This is a genomic window from Quadrisphaera sp. RL12-1S (assembly GCF_014270065.1).
GTDB lineage: Bacteria > Actinomycetota > Actinomycetes > Actinomycetales > Quadrisphaeraceae > Quadrisphaera.
The window spans coordinates 112,648-126,885 of record NZ_JACNME010000009.1 but is presented as its reverse complement, the minus strand read 5'-3'; the positions used below and the strand labels follow the sequence as shown (position 1 = coordinate 126,885).

The following is a 14,238-nucleotide window of genomic DNA, read 5'->3' as shown; positions in this document are numbered from 1 at the left end:
CGGGCCCGGCCGGGCCGCGGCGCGCCTCAGCCGAGCCAGGTGCTGGGCTCGGTGCAGGGGGCCTCGCGCTCCGGGGCGAGCCGGGTGGTCGGTGGAGCGGGCAGGACCGCGTCGGCCGCGGTGACCGCGTCGTCGTCCGCGCCCCGCAGGTCGACGACCTCGCCCCGCAGGTCGACCTCGGGGACCACGTGGAGGCCGCGCCGGTCGACGGGGCGCCGCGGGGAGGGCAGCTCGGGGGCGTGCAGCGACGGTGCCTGCAGCGAGGTGGCGCCGGGCGCGAGGCGCGGGTCGCCGGCGTGCCAGTGGTCCTCCGGGAGGGCGAGCGCCGGCGCGGGGGCCACGAGCGGTCCCGGTGACGTCTCCACGAGCGGTGGGGGCACCGCGCCCAGGAGCGAGACCTGCTCCGGGCGGCGCGAGCGGGAGCGGAGCCTGTCGATGAAGGACGGCGTGGACACGGCGCACCTGGCTCTCTGCGGTGGGGGACGGGGAGGTGCTGGCAGTGCTGGTAGAGCGGGTGGATCGGGTGGATCGGGTGGATCGGGTGGATCGGGTGGGGCGGGGGACACCCCGGTGTTGCTCGCGGTGTCTGTGTGGTTCGTGTGACTGAAGGTACGCCTGCGACACCCGAGTCCAGCGACAACACGCCGCAGCGCCGGGCGCGTCATCGCGGGCTAGCGTCCTGGTGGTGAGCACGTCGCCCCAGACCAGCGCCCTCCCCGCGTCAGCCCCCTCGGCCCAGGGCGTGGACGCCCGCGGGGTCCTCGCCGTGGTCGACGCCCTGGAGGCCCACCCCCACGTCGACCCCCACAGCCTCGTGGTGGTCCGCCACGGCCACGTCGTGGCCCGGGGCTGGTGGGCGCCGTACACCGCCGAGCAGCCGCACCTGCTGTACTCGCTGAGCAAGAGCTTCACCGCCACGGCGCTGGGCATGGCCGTGGCCGACGGGCTGCTGTCCCTCGACGACCGCCTCGTGGAGGTCCTGCCCGGACTCGCCGGCGCGGCGACCAGCGAGCGCTCCCGCTCGCTGACCCTGCGCCACCTCGTGGGCATGGGCAGCGGTCACCTCACCGAGACCTGGGACCGCGCGCAGGCCGCCGACCCCGACGAGCCGCTGCGCGGCTTCCTCGGCCTCGAGCCCGAGCGGGAGCCGGGCACCGTCTTCGCCTACAACCAGCCCTGCACCTACGCGGTCGCCGCCGCCGTGCAGCACGTCCGCGGCGAGACACTGCTCGAGCACCTCCGCCCGCGCCTGTTCGAGCCGCTGGGGGTGGCGGGCGCCGAGCGCTTCGGCTGGCAGCAGCACCCCGAGGGCCGCGACCTCGGCTTCACCGGGCTGCACGCCACCACCGACGCCGTCGCGGCCCTCGGGGTGCTGCTCCTGCAGCGCGGCCGCTGGGGCGGTGAGCAGCTGCTGCCGGCCGAGTGGGTGGAGCAGGCCTCGCGCGCCCACCTGCCCACCCCGCACGAGCCCGCACCCGACTGGCGCCAGGGCTACGGCTTCCAGCTGTGGCGCTCCCGGCACGGCTTCCGGGGCGACGGGGCGTACGGGCAGTTCATGCTCGTGCTGCCCGAGCACGACGCCGTCGTCGCGATCACCAGCGACACCCCGGACATGCAGGCGGTGCTCGACGCCGTGTGGACCCACCTGCTGCCGGCTCTCGACGACGACGGGCGCGGCGACGCCGCCGCCGACGACGAGCTCGCGCAGCGCCTCGCCGCGCTGGCCCTGCCGCCGGCCGAGGGGGTGGCCGAGCCGGCCGACGGGCGCCGCTGGGACGGGCTGGTGCTGACCCCGTCGGAGGTGCTGCGCCCCGGTGATGCGGCGCTGCGCGACGTGCGCGTCGAGCGCCGCGACGACGGCTGGTGGCTGGCGGTGCGGGAGTCCGCCGCCCCCGCGGGGGACGGCGCCGTCGCGACGGGCCAGCAGGTGGGCGCCGGGTGGTGCTTCGAGGTCCCCGTCGTCGGCGGCGAGTGGCGCCTGCTGGACGCCCCCGTGCCGGGCGACCTGGGCCGGGTCGGCGGCGGCGTGGGAGGCGGCGCGGTGCCGCTCGCGGTGAGCGGCGGCTGGGTGGAGGCGGCGGACGGGGCGGAGTCGCTGCAGGTGGAGGTCCGCTTCCTGCAGACGCCGCACCGGCTGGTCGTCAGCGGCGAGGCAGCCTCAGCGAGCCTGCGCGCCCGCTGGGTCACCCCGCCGCTGCGGGCCGGATCCCTCGCCGAGCTGCGCAGCCCGGCGCTCACCCGCTCCGGAGCGCAGCCCGCTCAGGTGTAGAGCGTGAACTCCGGGTGGGTGCCGTTGAGGAAGTGGTCCCCCACCTCGCGCGCCTTGTACTGCACCGGGTCGTGCAGGGTGTGGGTGCGCACGTTGCGCCAGAACCGGTCCAGGCCCACCCGGTTGCTCGTCGCCCGGGCGCCCGTCACCTCGAACACCGCCGACGTCGCCTCCACCGCCAGGTCGGAGGAGACGACCTTGAGGGCGGCGATGAGCTCAGCCAGCTCGCCTCGCTCGTCCCAGGTGAGGGCCTCACCGGCGGCGTCCGCCGCGGCCAGCGCCTGCCCGGCCTGGTCGGCCAGGGCCTCGGCAGCGCGCAGCCGCGCCACCAGCCGGCCGTAGGTGGCCAGCACGTACGGGTCCTGCGCGGCGCTGGGGGAGTCCGACAGCAGCCACGCCCTCGACGTCGTCCTCGTGTACTCCGCCGCCGTCTGCAGGGCGCCGCGGACCACGCCCACGTAGAAGTTCCCGAACACCGCCTGGATGGCCGGGGTCACCAGCGAGGCGCGGGGGGTGGCGGCGTCGCCGTCGAGGAACCCGAGCACGTTCTCAACGGGCACCTCCACGTCGGTGAAGGTGACGCTGCCGGACGCCGACAGGCGCTGGCCGAGGTTGTCCCAGTCGCCGCCGGGCTGCACGCCCGCCGTCCCGCGCTCGACGACGACGAGCACCGCACGACCGGTCTCGGAGTCCTGGCCGGACACCACGACGGCGTCGCCGCTGCTCGCGCCGGTGGCGAAGCTCTTGCGGCCGGACAGCCGGTAGCCGCCCCCACTCGAGGGGGTGAGGGTGAGGTCCGGGTCGACGGGGTTGACCGCGTCGCCCCACAGCCACTGCGCGGCGCCGGAGCGCCGCTGCCAGCACTCGCGGGTGGCGGCGTCGGCGACCCACTCGAGGTTGGCCTGGTTGACGTAGTGGTAGCCGAGCAGCTGAGCGATGGAGCCGTCGGCCACGGCCACCTCGCGCACGGCGCGCAGCGCGTCCGCCCAGGTGCCGCCGCCCCCTGCCACCTCGACGGGCAGCAGCAGGCCGGGCAGGCGGTGCTCGCGCAGCAGCTGCGCCTCGGCGAGCGGCTCGGCGTTGGCGCGGTCGCGCTCGAGGGCGTCGACGGCGAGCTTGGCAGCGGCGTCGCGGGCGGCGAGGGCCCAGTCCGTGCTCATCGGGGTGCAACTTCCTTGATCGTCGCGGAAGGGGGAGTGGAGGAGGGGTCCTCGGCGGCGGCGCGGGCGGCGGCCTTCGCCTGCAGGGCGCGGCGGTGCGCGGCCGCCGGGTGGTCCTCGGCGATGCGCTTGTTGCCGACGCCGTAGACGGCCTCGCGCAGCGTGGTGCCGGCCGGCAGCGCGTCCCTCTCCTCCTGGGTGGGGACGAGGCCTCGGCGGCGCAGCTCGGGGACGACGTGCTCGACGACGTCCTCGAAGGTGCCCGGGGTGGTGGCGTAGGCGAGGTTGAAGCCGTCGACGTCGGCCTCGCGCACCCAGCGCTCCAGCTCGTCCGCGACCGTCTGCGGGCCGCCGACGACGACCACGCCCATGCCGCCGATGCCCACCCACGCGGCGATGTCGCGCGGGGTCCACTGCCGGTCCGGGTCAGCGGTGGAGAAGGCAGCCACCGCCGAGCGCACGGCCTGGGTCTCGGCGTACTCCAGCGGCTCGTCCGGCGGGTACGTGGACAGGTCCAGCCCGCTCCAGCCGGCGTACAGGGTCAGCGCGCCGTCGTAGGAGACGTAGCTCTTGAGGTCGGAGTACTTCGCCCACGCCTCCTCGTCGGTGGCGCCCGTGATGACGGTGAGCAGCGAGAACACCTTGATGCTGCGCGGGTCGCGGCCCGCCTTCGCCGCCTCGGCGCGCAGCGCGTCGACCTGGGGCCGCATGACCTCGGGCCGGCTGGCGGTGTTGAAGACGGCCTCGGCGTGCCGGGCGGCGAACCGCACGCCCCGCGGGGACGCGCCGGCCTGGAAGACGAACGGCGTGCGCTGGGGGCTCGGCTCCGTCAGCGCGATGCCGGGCACGTCGTAGTAGTGGCCGTGGTGCTCGACCGGGTGGACGCGCGCCGGGTCGGTGTAGACGCCGCGCGCGGCGTCGCGCACCACGGCGTCGTCCTCCCAGGAGCCCTCCCACAGCTGGTAGGTGACGTCGAGGAACTCCTCGGCGAGCTCGTAGCGCTGGTCGTGCTCGACCTGCGTGTCCAGGCCGAGGTTCTTCGCCGCGCTCTCCAGGTAGGAGGTCACGACGTTCCAGCCGACGCGGCCCTGCGTGTAGTGGTCGAGCGTGGCGAAGTCGCGGGCGAGCGCGTAGGGCTTCTCGTACGTCAGCGACACCGTCAGGGCGAACCCGAGGCGCTCGGTGACCGCGCCCATCGCCGAGACCGCGAGCAGCGGGTCGCCCACGGGCACCTGGGTGCCCTCGGTGAGCGCCGTCTCCGGGCCGCCCTTGTAGACGTCGTAGACGCCGAGGACGTCGGCGATGAAGAGGACGTCGAAGCCGCCCCGGTCGAGCAGCTTCGCGAGGTCGGTCCAGTACGACAGGTCGTTGTAGCGGTGGGACTGGTCGCCGGGCACCCGCCACAGGCCGGGTGACTGGTGCGCTACGCACGTCATGTCGAAGGCGTTGAGGAAGATCCGGTCTTTGGGCACGTCAGGCGAGCTCACTTGAGGGCTCCTTGCGACAGGCCGCCGACCAGCCAGCGCTGGGCGACGACGGCGAGCACGTACACGGGGACGACGCCCACCAGTGCGGCAGCGGCCTGCTGGCCGAACTGCACGGTGCGGTCGCCCTGGAAGAGCGACAGGCCCACGGTCAGCGGCTGGCTGGCGGTGGTCTGCGCGAACGAGACGGCGAAGAGGAACTCCCCGTAGGCCAGGAAGGTGCACACCAGCAGCGCCGCCACGAGCCCGGGCGCGACGAGCGGCAGCACGATGCGGCGCAGGCCCCCGGCCACGGACAGGCCGTCGAGCCAGGCGGCCTCCTCCAGCTCCACCGGGACGCGGCGGACGAAGGAGTCGAGCAGCCACACGGCCACCGGCGCGTTGGCCAGGCCGTTGACCAGGGCCAGGCCGACCACGCTGTTGGTGAGGCCGACCTCCTTCAGCAGGAAGAACAGCGGCAGGACGGCGACGACGGGCGGAGCGCAGTACCCCGCGAGCAGCGCCGCGCCCAGGCGGGCGCCGCTCCTGCCGGCACGGGCGGTGACGTAGGCGCCCGGCACCGCGACGACGGCCGTGACCAGCGCCGACCCGAGCGCGACCAGCCAGGAGTTGGCGAGCATGTGCGCCAGCGGGATGGTGCGGAACGCGGCCGTCCAGTTGCCCCAGGCGAGGTCGGCGACGCTGCCGGGCAGCCAGGACCCAGTGAGGACGTCGTCGGTGGAGCGCACCGACAGCGACACGAGGAACGCCACCGGTGCCAGGGCGACGACGGCGACGAGGACCAGCGCCAGGCGCACGCCGACCTGCGCCAGCGGCGACCGGCGGTGCGGCCCGCGCGGCCGTGCGCGGCGCAGCTGCTCCAGCTCCGCAGCGCTCGTCGTCGTGGTGGCTGTCGTGGCTGAGGTGGTCACGGGGGCCTCCTGCGCAGCGGTGGCGGAGCGCTGCTCGGCGAGCTGGGTCACGACTCGGCCCTCGCGGCGCGGGTGCGCAGCGCCGAGACGCCGGCGGTGACCACGCCCACCAGCAGGCCCAGCACGAGGGTCATGGCGGCGGCGGTGCCGACGTCGTAGTCGCCCCGGAGCCCGGTGCGGAACACCTCGAAGCTCGCCACGACCGTCGACAGGCCCGGACCGCCGGAGGTGACCACCGCGACGAGGTCGAACACCTTGAAGCCCACCACCAGCTCCAGGAACAGCACCGACAGGACCGTCGGCGCCACCACCGGCCAGGTCACCGCGGTGAACGTGCGCAGCGCGCCCGCGCCGTCGAGCGCGGCGGCCTCGAGCAGCTCGTCCGGCACGCCCAGCAGGGACGCGAAGACGAGCAGCACCACCAGCGGCGTCCACTGCCACACGTGGATGAGGACGAGCGTGCCCAGCGCCGTGCTCGACGAGCCGAGCGGGTTCACCGGCGTCCCGGCGAGGGAGCTGATGGTGCTGGTGAGCGCACCGCCGGCCGGGGCCAGGAGCAGCTTCCACGCCACGCCCACCATGACCGGCGGGGTGACGAGCGGCAGGAGCAGCAGCGTGCCGAGGACCCCGAACCCGCCACCGCGGGCGCGCAGCAGCAGCGCCACCGCTGTGCCGACGGCCGTCGCTAGCACCGCGGCGCTCACCGCGAACACGACCGTGCGCACGAGCGAGCCCGCGAAGGCCTCCGCCTGCAGTGCCGAGGTGAGGTTGGTGAAACCCGTCCACTCCTGCAGGGGGCGGGCCAGCGTCGTCCTGGTGAAGCTCGCCGCGACCACGAACACCGTCGGGTAGACGAGCAGGACGGCGATGGCCACCAGCGGCGGCAGCGAGAGCCACCGCGGGACGTGGCGCACCGCGGGGGCGGCGGCGGGGGCGCTGGTGCTCACGCGCTCTTCTCCCAGGCCGCCTGCGCCTTGGACAGCGACGTCTCGACGTCCTGCGAGCCGGACAGCGCCAGGGCCAGCTGGTCGACGAGGTCCTGCATGCGCTTGGGCGACTGGGCGTCGGTGGGCCACGGCAGAGGGTTTCCGCGCAGCCCGGTGGCGATGACCTCGGTGGCCGGTGCGCTGGCCTCGGCGTACCCGGGCGAGTCGAGCACGCTGGTGCGGTTGGGGTCGATGCCCGAGCCGCCGTGGCTGGCGAGCTCGAGGTTGCGGGTGCTGTCCGTCGCCCAGGCCACGAACGCTGCGGCGGCCTCGCGCTCCTTGCTCGCGGTGGACACGCCCAGGCCGAAGCCGGCGTTGAGGGCGGTGCGCGGCGTGGTGTTGGAGCCGCCGACGGGCAGCGGCACCACGCCCCACCCGTTGACGATCTTCGAGTTGGCCGGGTCGTTGGCGCGCAGGCCCAGGTCCGTCCAGGTGTCGATCATCGCGGCGGTGCCCTGGAGGAAGGCGCTGTTGGACTCGTCGAAGCCCACCTGCAGCGGCGTCGGCAGCGCGTAGGGCTGCACGTCGAGGAGGTGCTGCAGGGACGCCTTGGCGGCGTCGGAGGTCAGCGTGGGCCTGCCCTCGGCGTCCACGAGCGTGCCGCCGTAGCCGGCGAGGCGGTTGACGAACGAGCAGCCCAGGATCATCGGCACCTGCTGGCCCAGCACCGCGGCGCCGTAGACCTTCCCGCCGCCGGCCTGCGTGATCGCCTTGGTCACGGCGTCGTACTCGTCCCAGGTCTTCGGCGGCTGCTGGCCGTACTGCTCCAGCAGGGCCACGTTGTAGTAGAGGACGTGGGTGTCGCCGTCGAACGGCAGGCCGTAGCGCTTGTCGTCGATCTTGCTGTAGACGTCGTAGATCGACGGCAGGAAGTCGTCGGTCTTGATGTCCGCGTCCCCGCCGATGTAGCTGGTGAGGTCGACGAGGGCGCCGGCGTCGACGAGGGCGCCGAGGCCGAAGTAGAAGTAGTCGAAGACGTCGAACTCGCCCGCCCCGCCCTGCACGTCGAGGATCTGCTTGCTCGTCAGCTGGTCGTACGGGATGGCCGTGACCTCCAGCGTCCCGCCGAACTGCTTCGCGAACTCCGGCGCCAGGAGGTCGCGGAAGGCCACCACGTGCGGCTGGTTGACCATGAGCTTCAGCGTCTTGCCCTGCAGGGCGCTGGTCGGGTCTCCGCTGGGCGCGGCGAGCGCCTCGCCGCCGCCACCGGAGCCGCAGGCGGCCAGCGACCCGGCGGTGGCGGCGGCCCCGCCGAGCAGCACGCCGGCGCGCAGCAGCTGGCGACGCGACAGCGCAGCAGCTCGCGCCAGGTCGGAGGTGGAGCCGGACGCAGGGGACGGCGAGGGGGAGCGGCGGAGCAAGGACACGGGTCTCTCCAGGAGGGACTACCCGAGCGGCGGCACGGGCCGCTGGCGGGCTGGTGGGCAGGGGGGGAGCGGCCGGCACCCGTCAGCGGGCGTGCGGCAGTGACCCGGCGGCTGCGCGGCAGCGGTCGGGAGAGGGGGCGCGGGGGCGCGCTGGCGGTGGCGCTGTGACAGCAGCGCCGACGGCTCAGCGCGGGGTCATGCAGGACGACACGGAGACCTCCATCGGTCCCGGCGGTAGCACCTGCCCTGTGGGGGTGGTTGCTGTGGCGTCAGCGAGCCGGGTCTCTCAGCCACTCTGGATGGTGTGGCGGGAGAATAGCGCACCTCACAGTCGCGAGGTGGTGCCCTCGTCCGGACGGCCGTCGTACCAGCGCTCCAGGACGCGGGCGAACACGGGCTCCTCAGGTGCTGCGAGCGCGAACAGCGTGGCGCTGGAGCGGACCTTCACGGCGTCGACGCCACCCAGCACCCGCACGGGGTCGGGCTCGTCCAGGCCGGCGAGCACCTCGAAGCACTGCCGCAGGCGGGGACCCAGCACCGGGTGGTCGAGGTAGGCCCGGGCCTCCCCCAGGCCGCTGACGCCGTAGTGCTGGCTGGTGGGGCTCAGCCCCAGGCCGCGCAGCTGCGGCAGCACGAACCAGATCCAGTGCCCGCGCTTGCGGCCCGCGCGCAGCTCCGCGAGCGCCGCCTCGTAGGTGCCGCCCGCCTGGGCGTCGAGGAAGCGCTGGAGGTCGAACGGGTCGCTGGTCGGCGCAGGGGCCACGTGCTCCCCCTGCCCCGGGCGCGGCCCGTCACACCTCGCGGACGTCCCCGATCACGGGCGGAGGCGGGAGAAGGTGTCGTGGAGGGCGTCGAGCACCAGCCGCACCGCCTCCCGCTGGGCGGCCGTGGCGCGCACGAGCGCCACCACCCGGCGCTGCGCGCCGCCGGAGGGGTCTGGCACCGGCGCGGTGTCGCACCGCGTGGGGCGCAGCGCCAGCATGAGCGGGGTCGCGAGGGTCAGGCCCGCGCCTGACTCGGCCAGCGCCAGCGACACCGCCGTGTCGGTCACGGTGTGGCGCACCAAGGGCGCCACCCCCGCCCGGGCGCAGGCGGTGCGCGCAGCCCTCCCGAAGGCCGTGTCCAGCGGAGGCAGCACCCAGTCGGCCTCGTTGAGCGCGGCGCGCAGCGCCTCCGTCCCGGTCGGCAGCGACCCGACGGCCCCGACCACCGCGTACTGCTCCTCCAGCAGCGGCACCACCGCCACCCCCGCGACCGGAGGGGACGGCGAGTCGGGGTGGTCCAGGCCCAGCGAGACGTCGAGGGGGGAGCGCCCCGGGCCCGGGACCACCGCCTCGAGCGCCCGCTCGACGTCCACCTCGACAGCCCGCACGTCCACCCACGGCGCCCGCTCGCGCAGCAGCGCGGTGGTGGGCCCGAACCCGGCGCTCGCGGCCGAGCCGAACACCCCCAGGGTCACCACGGCGCGGCGGTCGGCGCGCGGCGCGGCCAGCGCCGAGCGGGCGCGCTCGTCGGCGGCGAGCACCTCGCGGGCACCGGCGAGCAGCAGCTGGCCGTCGTCCGTGAGCTCCACGCGGCGCCCGACGCGCACGAGCAGCGGCCGTCCTGCGGCGGCGGCGAGCGCCGTCATCTGCTGCGACACCGCGCCCGGTGTGTATCCCAGCTCCGTGGCTGCGGCGGCCATGGTGCCGCCGTCCGCGAGCGCCGCGAGCGTGCGCAACTGCTCCAAGGTCCAACCCATCAGCACTCCTGACGAACATCGGCAGAGATCGTCGATGGTGCCTGATGACTGCTTCGTCCACAGTGGCCCTGTGGAAGGGGTCCCCGCATCGGCTCAGGTGGTCGTCGTCGGAGGCGGCGCGATAGGGCTGGCCGCGGCCGACGAACTCGCCCGCGCGGGCGCCGACGTCGTCGTCCTCGAGCGCGACCGGCTCGGTTCCGGCTCCTCCGCCAAGCCCTTCGGGGGCGTGCGCGCCACCTTCTCCGACCCCGGCAACATCGCCCTCGGGCTGCGTGGGCTGGAGAGGTACGCCGACCTGCACGAGCGCACGCCCGGTGGCATCGGCCTGCGGCGCGTCGGCTACCTGTTCTGCGCGCGCTCCGAGGCCGAGGCGGCGGCGCTGGAGGCCAGCACGGCGCTGCAGCGCTCGATGGGCGCCGTCGCCGACGTGGTCAGCCCCGCGCGCGCGAGCGAGCTCAACCCCCACCTGGACCCGTCCGCGCTGCTCAGCGCTTCCTTCTCCCCGCAGGACGGCTACGCGCAGCCCTCGCTCGCCGTCGCGTCCTGGGCCGCCAGCGCTCGCGGGCTCGGCGCGCGGGTGCTGGAGGGCGTGGAGGTGCTCGACGTCGAGACCTCGCCGCTCGGCGACCCGCACGTCACCGGCGTGGTGACGTCCGCGGGGACCGTCCGCTGCGAGCACCTCGTGGTGGCCGCCGGCGCGTGGTCGGCGAGCGTCGGGCGGATGGCCGGGGTGGACCTGCCGGTGGAGCCGGTGCGGCGCCAGATCGCCTTCGCCGACGCGCCCGCCGGGCCCCGCCCCGCCACTGGCGAGCTGCCGTTCACGCTGGACCTCTCGACCACCTTCTACGTGCACGGCTCCCCGGACGGGCTGCTGCTGGGCATCTCCGACCCCGCCCAGGTCCCCGGCTTCGGCCGCGACTACGACACCTCCTGGGTGCCCGCCTTCGAGGCCGCGGCCGCCGTCGTCGCCCCGTCGCTGGTGGGCCTGCCGCTGCGGGGTGGCTGGGCGGGCCTCTACGAGAACACCCCCGACCACAACGCCCTCATCGGCCGCGTGCGCGAGCTGGGCGGCCTCGTGGTGGCCACGGGCTTCTCGGGCCACGGGTTCCTGCAGGCGCCGGCGGTCGGGGAGGTGGTGCGCGACCTCGTGCTGGAGCGCGAACCGGCGCTCGACGTGTCCGGGTTCTCCCCGGAGCGCTTCGCGCCGGCGTCGGCGGCCCCCCTGCTGCAGGAGGTGCACATCATCTGATGGGCTGGAGGACGATGAGGACGACGACGACGCTCGTGGCGCACGCGGAGCTGCGTGCGCGCTTCGCGGTGGCGCTCGCGGAGATGTACGGCGCGGAGGTGCCGGCGTACACGACGCTGGTGGAGGTCAGCCGCGCGGTGAACGCCGACGTCGCGGCCGCCCGGGGCGAGGCCGCCGAGCGACTCGGGTCGCTGGAGCGCGTGACGGCGGAGCGCCACGGCGCCATCCGCGTGGGGTCACCGCGCGAGCTGGAGCAGGTGGGACGCGTGTTCGCCGCCTTCGGGATGCACCCGGTGGGCTTCTACGACCTGCGCGACGCCTCCGCCTCCTCGGTGCCCGTGGTCTCCACGGCGTTCCGGCCGGTGGCCCCCGCCGAGCTCGCGGCCAACCCGTTCCGGGTGTTCACCTCGATGCTCGCCGTGGACGACGCGCGCTTCTTCGACGCCCCCACCCGCGAGCGCCTGCAGCGGTTCGTGGAGGAGCGTCGCCTGTTCGGCGAGCCCCTGCTGTCCCTGGCCGACCGCGCCGCTGCCGAGGGCGGCCTGCCCGCGGCCGAGGCCGACGAGCTGCTGCGCCTCGCCACCGACGCCTTCCGGCTGTCCACCGAGCCCGTGGACCGCGCCTGGTACACCCACCTGGAGCGGATCTCCGCGGTGGCGGCCGACATCGGCGGGGTGCCCGCCACGCACATCAACCACCTCACGCCGCGCGTGCTCGACATCGACGACCTGTACCGGCGGATGTCCGAGCGCGGCATCACGATGATCGACGAGGTGCAGGGCCCGCCCGCGTGGGAGGGCCCCGACGTGCTGCTGCGCCAGACCTCCTTCCGCGCCCTGGCCGAGGAGCGGACCTTCCGCGAGGCCGACGGCTCCGTCACCACGGGCTCGCTGCGGGTGCGCTTCGGCGAGGTGGAGCAGCGCGGGATCGCGCTGACCGCCGCTGGGCGCGACCTGTACGACCGGCTGGTCGCCGAGGTCGACACCCGCCGCGCCGCCGGAGACCAGCGCACCCGCGTGGAGGTGGCCCGCGACGTGTGGCGCGAGCACCTGCCGCGCACCGAGGCCGACCTCGTGGTCGCCGGCCTGGCCTGCGGCGAGGTCCGGCTCGTCGACGGCGCGGCGCTGCCCGACGCCCAGGCCGACGGCTCGCTGTCGCTGCGCGCGCTCGTGGACGCCGGCGCCGTCGTCGTCGACCCGGTGGTCTACGAGGACTTCCTGCCGCGCAGCGCGGCGGGCATCTTCCAGTCCAACCTCACCGACGCCGGCACCAAGGACGCCGAGCTGGCCGGCGCCGAGTACGACGCCGACCGGCTCTCCGCGATCCTCGGGAAGACCGTGCTCGACCCGATCGCGCTGGCCACCGACCAGATGCAGCGCTCGGTGGACGCCCTGTCCGCCCAGCTGCACCTCCCCGTCACCCGCTGACCCCGATCCAGAGGACGCACCCGCCATGACCGCACTGACCGGAACGATCCCCGCCGCCGGCGCCCTGGCCGCCGACGTCGCCGCTGCCCTCGACGCGCTCGGCGTGGACCGCGCGCTGCTCACGGGCACCCACGAGTGCCGCTCGCCGATCACCGGCGAGGTGCTCGCCAGCACCCCGGAGCACACGGCCGCCGACGTCGAGAGCGCCGTCGCCGCCGCGCACCGCGCCTTCCCGACCTGGCGCGACGTGCCCGCCCCCGTGCGCGGCCAGCTGGTCAAGCGCTGGGGCGAGCTGCTCACCGAGCACAAGGAGCACCTCGCCACGCTCGTGCAGGCCGAGGTCGGCAAGATCCGCTCCGAGGCCCTCGGTGAGGTCCAGGAGATGATCGACATCTGCGACCTGGCCGTCGGCCAGAGCCGCCAGCTCTTCGGCAAGACCCTCCCGTCCGAGCGCCCGGGCCACCGCCTGGCCGAGACCTGGCACCCGCTCGGCGTGGTGGGCGTCATCAGCGCCTTCAACTTCCCCGTGGCCGTCTACGCCTGGAACACCGCGCTCGCGCTGGTCTGCGGCGACACCGTGGTGTGGAAGCCCGCCGAGACCGCGCACCTGTGCGCGCTCGGCACCGACGCGCTGCTGGCTCGCGCGGTGCGCGAGGTCGGCGCCCCTGAGGGGCTCCACGGGGTGGTGCTCGCCGACCGCGTGGCCGGCCAGGCGCTGGTCGACGACGAGCGGGTCGCCCTCGTCTCGGCCACCGGCTCGGTGCGCATGGGCCGCGAGGTGGCCCCGCGCGTGGCCGCCCGCTTCGGGCGCGTGCTGCTGGAGCTGGGCGGCAACAACGCCGCCGTCGTCGCCCCCAGCGCCGACCTCGACCTGGCGCTGCGCGGCATCGTCTTCGCCGCCGCCGGCACCGCCGGCCAGCGCTGCACCACGCTGCGGCGCCTCATCGTCCACACCTCGGTGGCCGACGCGCTGGTCGAGCGCATCGCCGCCACCTACGGGGGCCTGCCCATCGGCAGCCCCACCGCCGACGGCGTCCTCGTGGGCCCGCTCGTCTCGCAGGCCGCCTACGAGGCGCAGCAGGCAGCGCTGGAGCAGGCCGTCGCCGAGGGCGGCGAGGTGGTGGCCGGCGGGAAGCGCGTGCTGGCCGACGAGGCCCCGGGCGCCTACTACGTCGAGCCCGCCGTGGTCCGGATGCCCGCGCAGTCCGCCGTGGTGCAGGAGGAGACCTTCGCACCGATCGTCTACGTGCTCACCTACGACACCTTCGACGAGGCGATCGCCCTCAACAACGGGGTGCGCCAGGGGCTCTCGAGCGCGGTGTTCACGCGCGACCTCGAGGAGGCCGAGCGCTTCCTGTCCGCGGGCGGCTCCGACTGCGGCATCGCGAACGTCAACATCGGCACCTCGGGCGCTGAGATCGGCGGTGCCTTCGGCGGGGAGAAGGAGACCGGCGGCGGGCGCGAGTCGGGCACCGACTCCTGGCAGGCGTACGTGCGTCGCGCCACCAACACCGTCAACGCCTCCGGGCAGCTGCCGCTGGCGCAGGGCGTCGAGTTCGTCTGACCAGGTGGTGTGCAGCCGCCGCTTTTGCTGTCACACTGGACTGTGGTGCACCAGGTCAAGCCCTGCGCACCGGATACGTA

General features: G+C 75.0%; 12 protein-coding genes and 1 riboswitch. Of the genes, 4 read left to right on the top strand and 8 right to left on the bottom strand.

Translation table 11 applies throughout. From position 1 onward, the window contains the following. Nucleotides 1–26 precede the first annotated feature (26 nt). A complete protein-coding gene (locus H7K62_RS15925) occupies nt 27–455 on the bottom strand; it encodes a hypothetical protein (protein ID WP_186720078.1) in 429 nt (142 codons plus the stop codon). A gap of 230 nt (nt 456–685) precedes the next feature. On the opposite strand from H7K62_RS15925, the gene H7K62_RS15920 reads away from it, so the two are divergent. Continuing rightward, on the top strand, nt 686–2,269 hold the full coding sequence (locus H7K62_RS15920) for a serine hydrolase domain-containing protein (protein WP_186720077.1): 1,584 nt from the start codon (nt 686–688) through the stop codon (nt 2,267–2,269). Here H7K62_RS15920 and H7K62_RS15915 read toward each other — a convergent pair. The 7 genes from H7K62_RS15915 to H7K62_RS15885 all read right to left on the bottom strand — a co-directional run bounded on the left by H7K62_RS15915 (nt 2,260) and on the right by H7K62_RS15885 (nt 9,906). Continuing rightward, on the bottom strand, nt 2,260–3,429 hold the full coding sequence (locus tag H7K62_RS15915; RefSeq protein ID WP_186720074.1) for an acyl-CoA dehydrogenase family protein: 1,170 nt from the start codon (nt 3,427–3,429) through the stop codon (nt 2,260–2,262). The two genes, H7K62_RS15920 and H7K62_RS15915, sit on opposite strands and share 10 nt — an antisense overlap. Beyond that, nucleotides 3,426–4,865: an LLM class flavin-dependent oxidoreductase gene (locus H7K62_RS15910; RefSeq protein ID WP_186720177.1), complete on the bottom strand. Its 1,440-nt coding sequence runs from the start codon at nt 4,863–4,865 to the stop codon at nt 3,426–3,428. Before H7K62_RS15910 ends, H7K62_RS15915 begins: the two co-directional genes overlap by 4 nt. Nucleotides 4,866–4,912: 47 nt before the next feature. Next, nucleotides 4,913–5,824 (bottom strand): carbohydrate ABC transporter permease, encoded by a 912-nt coding sequence (locus tag H7K62_RS15905; RefSeq protein WP_370591809.1) that lies wholly within the window; start codon nt 5,822–5,824, stop codon nt 4,913–4,915. 47 nt (nt 5,825–5,871) lie between these two features. Further along, nucleotides 5,872–6,771 carry a carbohydrate ABC transporter permease gene (locus H7K62_RS15900; protein ID WP_222437705.1) on the bottom strand — a complete coding sequence of 300 codons (900 nt, stop codon included), beginning with the start codon at nt 6,769–6,771 and terminating at the stop codon, nt 5,872–5,874. After that, nucleotides 6,768–8,177 (bottom strand): ABC transporter substrate-binding protein, encoded by a 1,410-nt coding sequence (locus H7K62_RS15895; RefSeq protein ID WP_370591808.1) that lies wholly within the window; start codon nt 8,175–8,177, stop codon nt 6,768–6,770. Before H7K62_RS15895 ends, H7K62_RS15900 begins: the two co-directional genes overlap by 4 nt. A 216-nt stretch (nt 8,178–8,393) precedes the next feature. Continuing rightward, a riboswitch (SAM riboswitch) is annotated at nt 8,394–8,483 on the bottom strand. Nucleotides 8,484–8,502: 19 nt separating this feature from the next. Continuing rightward, the gene (locus H7K62_RS15890) at nt 8,503–8,940 is read right to left on the bottom strand and encodes a DUF1810 domain-containing protein (RefSeq protein WP_186720071.1); all 438 of its coding nucleotides are present in this window, start codon (nt 8,938–8,940) and stop codon (nt 8,503–8,505) included. Between the two features lie 51 nt (nt 8,941–8,991). Next, the gene (locus H7K62_RS15885) at nt 8,992–9,906 is read right to left on the bottom strand and encodes a LysR family transcriptional regulator (protein ID WP_186720069.1); all 915 of its coding nucleotides are present in this window, start codon (nt 9,904–9,906) and stop codon (nt 8,992–8,994) included. Between the two features lie 82 nt (nt 9,907–9,988). Here H7K62_RS15885 and H7K62_RS15880 point away from each other — a divergent pair, with 82 nt between their 5' ends. Genes H7K62_RS15880 through amaB form a run of 3 tightly spaced genes read left to right on the top strand, consistent with a single transcriptional unit; the run spans nt 9,989 to nt 14,158 of the window. Then, entirely contained in the window at nt 9,989–11,167 is a 1,179-nt protein-coding gene (locus H7K62_RS15880) for an NAD(P)/FAD-dependent oxidoreductase (protein WP_222437704.1), read from the top strand. A 14-nt stretch (nt 11,168–11,181) separates the two neighbouring features. Continuing rightward, on the top strand, nt 11,182–12,594 hold the full coding sequence (hglS, locus tag H7K62_RS15875) for a 2-oxoadipate dioxygenase/decarboxylase (protein ID WP_186720065.1): 1,413 nt from the start codon (nt 11,182–11,184) through the stop codon (nt 12,592–12,594). A 25-nt stretch (nt 12,595–12,619) separates the two neighbouring features. Continuing rightward, nucleotides 12,620–14,158: an L-piperidine-6-carboxylate dehydrogenase gene (gene amaB, locus H7K62_RS15870; protein WP_186720063.1), complete on the top strand. Its 1,539-nt coding sequence runs from the start codon at nt 12,620–12,622 to the stop codon at nt 14,156–14,158. The last annotated feature ends 80 nt before the right edge of the window (nt 14,159–14,238 follow it).

Excerpts from the sequence above, each read along its gene's own strand:
- H7K62_RS15915 (WP_186720074.1), bottom strand. The coding sequence starts at position 3,429 with ATGAGCACGGACTGGGCCCTCGCCGCCCGCGACGCCGCTGCCAAGCTC.
- H7K62_RS15910 (WP_186720177.1), bottom strand. The coding sequence starts at position 4,865 with ATGACGTGCGTAGCGCACCAGTCACCCGGCCTGTGGCGGGTGCCCGGC.
- hglS (WP_186720065.1), top strand. The coding sequence starts at position 11,182 with ATGAGGACGACGACGACGCTCGTGGCGCACGCGGAGCTGCGTGCGCGC.
- amaB (WP_186720063.1), top strand. The coding sequence starts at position 12,620 with ATGACCGCACTGACCGGAACGATCCCCGCCGCCGGCGCCCTGGCCGCC.